Origin of the sequence: Roseburia faecis (assembly GCF_001406815.1) — a bacterium.
GTDB lineage: Bacteria > Bacillota > Clostridia > Lachnospirales > Lachnospiraceae > Roseburia > Roseburia faecis.
On the sequence record NZ_CVRR01000087.1, the window covers coordinates 1 to 440 of the forward strand.

Consider the following 440-nt stretch of genomic DNA (forward strand, 5'->3'; position numbering starts at 1 on the left):
TTACGTTAGCATTTTGAGTTGCCTAAATTCGAAAGTTAGGAAAATCTTAATAATTTCTCAGGCAATCCATTGTGAATTTAGATGTTGTATTTGCTATACTTAATTGGAAATATGAGCAAAGGAGTTGAAAATATGTCTGAAAAGATATTGATTATAGATGACGAGCAAGATATAGCGGATCTGTTGGAGGTCTACTTGAAAAACGAAAATTACGTCGTTTATAAATTTTACTGCGCAACGGATGCCATGTCGTGTATTGAAAGCGGCGACATTGATCTTGCCATTCTGGATATTATGCTCCCGGATATGAACGGCTTTTCACTTTGCCAGCTTATCCGAAAGAAATACACTTATCCAATCATAATGCTAACGGCTAAAATTGAGGAAACGGATAAAATAACGGGGCTGACATTGGGAGCGGACGATTATGTGACAAAACC

General features: G+C 37.0%; 1 protein-coding gene. It reads left to right on the forward strand.

All coding sequences use genetic code 11. The annotated features are described in order from the left end of the window. Window positions 1-132 precede the first annotated feature (132 nt). Window positions 133-440, forward strand: a 308-nt coding sequence (locus M72_RS15565) for a response regulator (protein ID WP_176694803.1), incomplete at its 3' end; no start/stop codon positions are given.